At 61.2% G+C, this 950-nt stretch carries 1 protein-coding gene; it reads left to right on the top strand.

What is annotated here, in order from left to right:
* Positions 1-80: 80 nt before the first annotated feature.
* Positions 81-950 (top strand): isocitrate lyase (aceA, locus tag LD28_RS0113055; RefSeq protein ID WP_033137396.1); only part of this gene is annotated, 870 nt, incomplete at its 3' end.

The raw sequence follows: 950 nt of genomic DNA, 5'->3' as shown, positions 1-950 counted from the left end.
GCTCTGAATCACGGGCCCCGGGCGGGGCCCGCCAATAACAAGTCAATGGAAACGTGAAATCAATGAAAGAGGGAACTGATATGGCACTGACCCGTGAGCAACAGATCCAGGCTATCGAGAAAGACTGGGCGGAAAACCCCCGCTGGAAAGGGATCAAGCGCGGCTACAGCGCCGAAGATGTGGTGAACCTGCGCGGCAGCTTGCAACCGGTGCACACTCTGGCCCAACGTGGTGCCGACAAGCTGTGGGGTCTGATCCACGGCGACGCCAAGAAAGGCTACGTCAACTGCCTCGGTGCCCTGACCGGTGGTCAGGCCGTACAGCAAGCCAAGGCGGGGATCGAGGCGATCTACCTCTCCGGCTGGCAGGTGGCGGCGGATAACAACTTGTCCTCCACCATGTATCCGGATCAGTCCCTCTACCCGGCTAACTCCGTGCCATCCGTGGTGGAGCGCATCAACAACTCCTTCGCCCGTGCCGATCAGATCCAGTGGGCCAACAAGGTAGGGCCGCAGGATGAGGGCTTTATCGACTACTTCCTGCCCATCGTGGCCGATGCGGAAGCCGGTTTCGGCGGCGTGCTGAACGCCTTCGAACTGATGAAGGGGATGATTGAAGCGGGCGCCGCTGGTGTGCACTTTGAAGATCAGCTCGCTTCCGTCAAGAAGTGCGGCCATATGGGTGGCAAGGTGCTGGTACCGACTCAGGAAGCGGTACAGAAGCTGGTTGCCGCTCGTCTGGCAGCCGATGTGTGCGGCACCACCACGCTAGTGATCGCCCGTACCGACGCCAACGCGGCTGACCTGTTGACCACCGACGCCGACCCGTACGATTCAGACTTCCTGACTGGCGAGCGCACTGCCGAAGGGTTCTACAAGGTGCGTGCCGGTATCGATCAGGCCATCGCTCGCGGTCTGGCTTACGCCCCCTACGCCGACATGGTGTGGTGT

Origin of the sequence: Aeromonas finlandensis (genome assembly GCF_000764645.1) — a bacterium.
Lineage (GTDB): Bacteria > Pseudomonadota > Gammaproteobacteria > Enterobacterales > Aeromonadaceae > Aeromonas > Aeromonas finlandensis.
The sequence above is the reverse complement of the archived record's forward strand: the minus strand, read 5'-3'. Positions and strand labels throughout refer to the sequence as shown.